A 5,534-nucleotide genomic window follows, 5' to 3' on the forward strand; every position below is an offset into this window, starting at 1 on the left:
ACAGAAGGGAAAGAAAACAAAGATTGAGAAGGTAGAAATCAACTATCAGGCTTTGGACATGATATATACTGCCATGCACAGTATGCAGCGTATGAGCAGTTTCGGCAAGTTCAGGGAAATGATAGGGGATGAAGCGTTGAACGAGTTCCGGGACGAGGACTTGGAGTTGAACGTGGAAGGTCTTAATGTGGAGGATGGTGTTTATACCTGGTATATGTCCGTAAAAGATGGTGTTGCGGACTGGTTTAATATGGAAACCGGAGAAGCATTGTGCCGTTATGAGGTAACGAGTAAGGACGAACTTCTTCAGGAAATTTATCTTGAGGAGATAAAAAAACCTCCTTGTTGATTGTTGGATGAAATTTATTTGGCGTATGGTTTGAGCGTAACGTATTCTCTGGACATTCCTATTTCTCCGAATTCTCCACTTCTATCGTAGAATGAGAATTGTTCTTTATTTAGTCTGTCTATATCCCAGTAGTGTTTGTTACCAAAATAAATGGTATTAAATGCAGGGTCATAGAATGACCATTGTCTAGTGGTTTTGTTTATGTGTTCGGTCCCTTCTGAATCTGTTGTAATGATGATGTGTTCGTATGTGCCATCTTCATTAAAATTATAAGCGTCCTGGTATGTAGTGCCGTTTTCATTGTTAATTTTATCTCTGCACCAAATAGTATCGCATATTAATGAAATGATTTTGTTCTGTCCGTCATTGTAATAACCTTCTTTTTCAATGCAGCTTTGTAAAGTGATTATTATGATAGCTAATATTATTTTTTTCATAAGAAAATCAATTGGTACTTTACAAAGATACGGATTTTATTATTAATTTTAAGTGTTTTATAAAAATAGGAGGAATTTGTTATGAAAAAAGTTTTGTTTTTTGCTTGTGCGTTATTTGCTGGTATGGCTGTAACCTCATGTTCCAATGAAGATGATTTAACGACTGTATCTGTTAGTGATACTCAAACAGACATGGAAGTCTTATCTCGTTTTATTGATGTGAATGAAGCTACGAATGAGTACTATATTAATGAAAACAAGAAAACAAGGGCTTTGTCGTATGTTTCTGATTCAGATTGGCAAGCTCTTCAAAATGTAAGTCCTGTAAATTTAGAGAAGTGTAAGAAGGATTTGCAGGCTTTGAATGAACAAGTAGCAGAAGCGGTTTCAGACCCTAAAGTTGCTTATATGGTTTTTTCTGTAAATGGGAAAACAATTGTTAAGAATTTAAGAAACGCAAATTTTGGTTTTGAAAAATCAGAGGGAACGGCAGTTTCTTCAAGAACTATACCTTCAACACTGATGGTGTATGGTGGTAGTGAACAAACCACAACTCCTTTTAAAGACCCAAGTAGGACAATTCGTATGACTGTTGAGAAAGATCCATTTGTGACTGGATATTATTTTTTCCAAATTCTTAGTCCTAATGCAAAGGTTAATCCAGATGACAATACAACAACTCCTGAAAGTGTTGCATTTAGCGGAACTGGTTCTTTGTTTAATACATCGTTTACGTGGACAGCTTATTACGATGCGTTGGAAAATGGGCAATATAATTGGGAATTTAAAGCTAAAGGAAGTACACCAAGTTCTGGTACAATAGCTACTTGCCGTTTTAGTAAATAATAGTTTACTTATTTATATGAAGAAGGAGAGCGCTTTTAATGCTCCCCTTCTTTTTTATATATGTAATCCTTTACCAATATCAAGACCTAATACCTTTTGCAGCTTATTCCAAAGCTCTCGAAAGAAAGTTTTGAAGTGTGTGTCATTCATCCAAATGGTGGTTATGCCGTTCCGGCTCTTTGCGATGTCTATTTTTACGTTCTTGACCGGATACGACTTTCTTCTTTCCCTGTCATAAAGGTTTCCGGTGTAGGTTATCTCCTTTCCTGTAAGGAGCTGCCGGATATTGTTGTTTTCTACTCCCATAGACTGGAGTTCCTCGATATTCTCTTTGGCGTTCTCCATGCTTGGGAACATTTCGGTAATGGCTCTCATTCGGGCTTCTCCGTTTCTGATTGCCAGTCGGTGCGTTTCTCTCTCCCTTGCCAGTTCCGTGTTTGCGGTTCTGATATGTCCCTCGAGGTTCTGAACTTTCGTTTGAAGCGTGTAGTTTTCGGATTTCAGTCCTTTTATTTCCTGCTCCTGCCGTTTTACCTTCCCGGCATTGAAAAGGCTTGTAGTGGCATCAAACACGGTTGTTCCGGCTTTCATCAGGGCGGCTCCGGTATCGGCTGCCGCTCCCTTCAGCTTCTGAACCTTGATGTCCGTTTTTACCTCCTTCAGCTTTTCTCTTGTCTGTTCAAGTTCCTCACGGACTTTGCCTACTTTTTCCATTCCCTCTTGTTTGGTCTGTTCCAGTTCTTGGCACTCCTTCTGAAGCTGCGCTGCCTTTTCAGATTCAGCCTGATTCTTGTACTGTATTGCTGAAAGGTGCTTCCGGTCGGAGGACACACCTCGCTCCATGTTCAGACACTCTGCCGTTATGGTCTGCATCTCTGCCATGTCGTGCTGGTTGAGCTTGATTGTCTTTCCGGTGTGTCCGTCCGTCCAGTCGAATATCATGTGTGCATGGTAGTTCGGTTTCCATTCGTTCTCCAGTCCGTTCCATACGGCTGCACCCTCGTCCTTGTGGGTGTAGATTTGAAACGTGTGTATTCCGAAACGCTGCTCCAGTCTGTTCGCCAGTTCCCGGAGCTGACTTATGGTCGTGTTTTCTTGGATTACGACAACTCCCTCCCGGATTGGGGTTGCCTTCTTCTGCAATCCCTGCCCGGTTGCTGCTTTGTACTTCTCTGCGATGTCCTGATGTACTTCAGGAATGGAGCGTTCCACCCACTGCTCGTTGCGGTTGGTCAGTTCTGGACGGATGTAGTCCAGTTCCTTGCTGCGTAGGTTGTGCCGTTCTGCACTGCCGATGTTGCAGGCTCTTACATTGATGCTTGTCTTTGCCATACTGTATGCGATTTAGGTTTCTGTACTTCACGGCAAGTCGGTACGGAGTAGCGACTTGCATTGGGGTCGAGGGGTGTCCCCTCGCACACAACCCCTTTAGGGGTTATAGTGTGCTATAACCTTTGACAAAGTTAAACCATTCGGATGGGATTTGCAAGCGGTGTGAAATTACTTGAGTTCTCAGGAAGTTTTCAGGAACTCTCAGGCTTTTCTCAGATACCGCATGGCACAAAAACTCATCGGTCGGGGAGCGCCGGCACGGCAAGGGGGTGTACCAACACTCCCGACGAGTGCAGCCATTTGCATGGGTGTTTTCTTTTCGTTGGCGGTATTTGGTTTCTGTAACAAAAATCAGATAGCCTACTTTTGATTTTTGTTACATTATTCAATTTTTAACGCTTGATTTTTGTAACGTAATCAACTATTTCGTACCTTTGATTTCGTAACATAAATCAAAGAGTTATGGAGTGCAATAACATTTATTATGCGGTGGATATTGACGGTGAGGTGTCCGTCAAGAGTGATTCCGAAGTGTCAGAAATCGGACATGGCTGCAAGATAATAGGCAGGGTGTGTACGTTGGAGTGTGATACATCGTGTATGGCTTACCGTTCCGGCACGTGTCCTTTTATCTGCATGAAGGATTCTTCCGGCAACTGGATTCATGTAAGAAAGGAGGTAAGTTTATGAGTACTGAAAGCGTAACGAAATCAAAGAGGGGTGGCAAACGTGAAGGAGCCGGACGCAAACCGCTGAGCGGATATGGGACGGTTGTCATGCGTGTCCCTTCCGGTATGAAGAAGTACATTCTCTCCATGATAGACATATATGTAGACTGGCTGAATAACGATGAAATGAAAAAGTATATAAAGGAGCGCACCACTGCCGGAGAGCGGTTGCAGGCTATAAACATCATAGAACGTCTTGTCCTGCATGAGAGGGAACGGATTGCGGAACGTGCCAGGAACGATGATGACGAAAGGCAGATAAGTTTGTTTGAAGAGCAACACTCCATTGAGTGAAGGCACGGTTTGTCTTTGTGTGCTCCCCCTTTGGGGGACGGGAGGGGGATAGAACAAGAAACCAATAAAATTAATATATTTGCATTATGGAAAAGGAACGTAAGGAGGTTATTTTTACGGAAACCGGGAAGCTCCTCATAGATGTGGCGAAGCTGGTATTTGGAGGTGTGATACTTGCCGGAATAATGAAACTGGACGTGAACAGGGCACTTTTATTCACGATAGGAGGTATTTTTGCGGTGATATGCGCCTTTGCTGGCATTGCGTTCATTGCGTTGTCTAAGAAATCAAAATAACAGTATTATGGAACTGATAGTATTTTTGTCTGTGTTTGGTCTTGCTGCCCTTGTGGCAGGGATATGGGCTTGTGTACAGATACACAAGACAGACCAGTCGAAGAAGGAAACCGCTTGACCGTATTAGTACGGTAGGGAAAGAATAAAGCTGCCAGGGATGTCGGAACTCCGTCAATTCGCCCTGGCAGCTTATTTTTTGCAACTCTCCCGTATCGTTCGGCAGGTTGTCTTTGTGTACTGCGAATATAGGTCTTTTTCCCGAAAGTACAAAGTGTTTGGGTGTTGAGCCGGATGGTGGGGGAATGGGGGCAAGCCCCCATACTTGATAAATCAGAAAGTTTCGTGTCAGTTACTGTTTTAAAGGTTTTTCAAAGGGATATTTGGCGGTTTGAAAGGTTTTGCCTACTTTTGGGGTAGAGTTAATAACACAAAGCCCCGAGCGGCAAACTCGGGGCTTCATATTGTCCAATCGGCGATTGTTTAGCTTCTTTCTTGGCGGGAGGATTCTAAACAAAAGCCACAAAAATTTTCCTATGTGCAAAGATACTACAAATAAAACCATATCCAAAGAAAACCCTATAAAAAAGGGTGAAGAAAGTCTTAAAAAGAAAGCAAAGACTAAAATCATAGCACATAATTTCAGCCGGAAACTTGCGGAAAAAAACCCAGAAAGCAAGTTAATCAAGGCTTACGAAGAATCCTATTTTTGTTCTAATACATATACGGTGGGGGGTGGAAAAGCCCATTCACACTATTGTCATAGACCATTTTGTCCTATTTGCCAGCGTATTCAGACTGCGCAGAATATAGAAAAGTTTCTTCCTATAATGAAATTTTTGCATAGTGAGGGAAGGGATTTCTATTTTGTGACGCTTACTTGCCGGAATTGTGTTACGGACAATGTGGACGAGTTACGTGCGTTTATAAAGAAAAATAATAAGTTGTGGTCTGAAGGTATAAGAACTAGGCACGCATTTCGCTCTTTGAAGTGTTCCGGTGTGATGAAAAAGGAATGTACCTACCATGTGAAGGATAAGAAGAAAGGCGTGTATTCCTTCCATTATCATTTTCATGTGATAGTGGATTCGTTGGAAGCTGCCAGGTACATAGTGGCACAATGGAAGAAATTGCAGGGCACAGAATCGGATTCACGTTTTCAGAAGTATGTTAAGGTTCAAGATTTGGAAGGTAGTGCACTGGAGCTTTTTAAGTATTCCTCAAAAGCTTCTGTTTCTGTAACGAAATCGAAGAA

The 5,534-nt window shown here is 42.2% G+C and carries 7 protein-coding genes and 1 pseudogene; 6 read left to right on the top strand and 2 right to left on the bottom strand.

Annotation, left to right across the window (positions count from 1 at the left end; all coding sequences use genetic code 11):
* Nucleotides 1-349 (top strand): annotated as a pseudogene (locus WKT12_RS16150) (protein rep); the annotation flags it as partial.
* Between the two features lie 14 nt (nucleotides 350-363).
* Here the strand turns inward: WKT12_RS16150 and WKT12_RS16155 are convergent.
* Nucleotides 364-786 (bottom strand): hypothetical protein, encoded by a 423-nt coding sequence (locus WKT12_RS16155; protein ID WP_117748734.1) that lies wholly within the window; start codon nucleotides 784-786, stop codon nucleotides 364-366.
* An 81-nt stretch (nucleotides 787-867) separates the two neighbouring features.
* Here WKT12_RS16155 and WKT12_RS16160 point away from each other — a divergent pair, with 81 nt between their 5' ends.
* Nucleotides 868-1,632 (top strand): hypothetical protein, encoded by a 765-nt coding sequence (locus WKT12_RS16160; RefSeq protein ID WP_054856498.1) that lies wholly within the window; start codon nucleotides 868-870, stop codon nucleotides 1,630-1,632.
* A gap of 54 nt (nucleotides 1,633-1,686) precedes the next feature.
* Here the strand turns inward: WKT12_RS16160 and WKT12_RS16165 are convergent, their stop codons facing one another.
* Complete coding sequence (locus tag WKT12_RS16165; RefSeq protein ID WP_054856497.1) at nucleotides 1,687-2,964, bottom strand: relaxase/mobilization nuclease domain-containing protein; 1,278 nt, start codon at nucleotides 2,962-2,964, stop codon at nucleotides 1,687-1,689.
* Between the two features lie 462 nt (nucleotides 2,965-3,426).
* Between WKT12_RS16165 and WKT12_RS16170 the strand changes: the two genes are divergently transcribed.
* The 4 genes from WKT12_RS16170 to WKT12_RS16185 form a co-directional block, all read left to right on the top strand.
* On the top strand, nucleotides 3,427-3,654 hold the full coding sequence (locus tag WKT12_RS16170; RefSeq protein WP_008142517.1) for a hypothetical protein: 228 nt from the start codon (nucleotides 3,427-3,429) through the stop codon (nucleotides 3,652-3,654).
* The gene (locus tag WKT12_RS16175) at nucleotides 3,651-3,986 is read left to right on the top strand and encodes a hypothetical protein (protein WP_082390381.1); all 336 of its coding nucleotides are present in this window, start codon (nucleotides 3,651-3,653) and stop codon (nucleotides 3,984-3,986) included. Before WKT12_RS16170 ends, WKT12_RS16175 begins: the two co-directional genes overlap by 4 nt.
* 86 nt (nucleotides 3,987-4,072) lie before the next feature.
* Complete coding sequence (locus WKT12_RS16180) at nucleotides 4,073-4,282, top strand: DUF6722 family protein (RefSeq protein ID WP_008142531.1); 210 nt, start codon at nucleotides 4,073-4,075, stop codon at nucleotides 4,280-4,282.
* A 533-nt stretch (nucleotides 4,283-4,815) separates the two neighbouring features.
* Nucleotides 4,816-5,534, top strand: a 719-nt coding sequence (locus tag WKT12_RS16185) for a protein rep (protein WP_340320307.1), incomplete at its 3' end; no start/stop codon positions are given.

It is taken from the genome of Phocaeicola sp. HCN-6420 (assembly GCF_037890145.1).
In the GTDB taxonomy this organism is placed as follows: Bacteria; Bacteroidota; Bacteroidia; order Bacteroidales; family Bacteroidaceae; genus Phocaeicola.

Coding starts and splice junctions, on each gene's coding strand:
- WKT12_RS16160 (WP_054856498.1), top strand. CDS start 868: ATGAAAAAAGTTTTGTTTTTTGCTTGTGCGTTATTTGCTGGTATGGCT.
- WKT12_RS16175 (WP_082390381.1), top strand. CDS start 3,651: ATGAGTACTGAAAGCGTAACGAAATCAAAGAGGGGTGGCAAACGTGAA.
- WKT12_RS16170 (WP_008142517.1), top strand. CDS start 3,427: ATGGAGTGCAATAACATTTATTATGCGGTGGATATTGACGGTGAGGTG.
- WKT12_RS16180 (WP_008142531.1), top strand. CDS start 4,073: ATGGAAAAGGAACGTAAGGAGGTTATTTTTACGGAAACCGGGAAGCTC.
- WKT12_RS16155 (WP_117748734.1), bottom strand. CDS start 786: ATGAAAAAAATAATATTAGCTATCATAATAATCACTTTACAAAGCTGC.
- WKT12_RS16165 (WP_054856497.1), bottom strand. CDS start 2,964: ATGGCAAAGACAAGCATCAATGTAAGAGCCTGCAACATCGGCAGTGCA.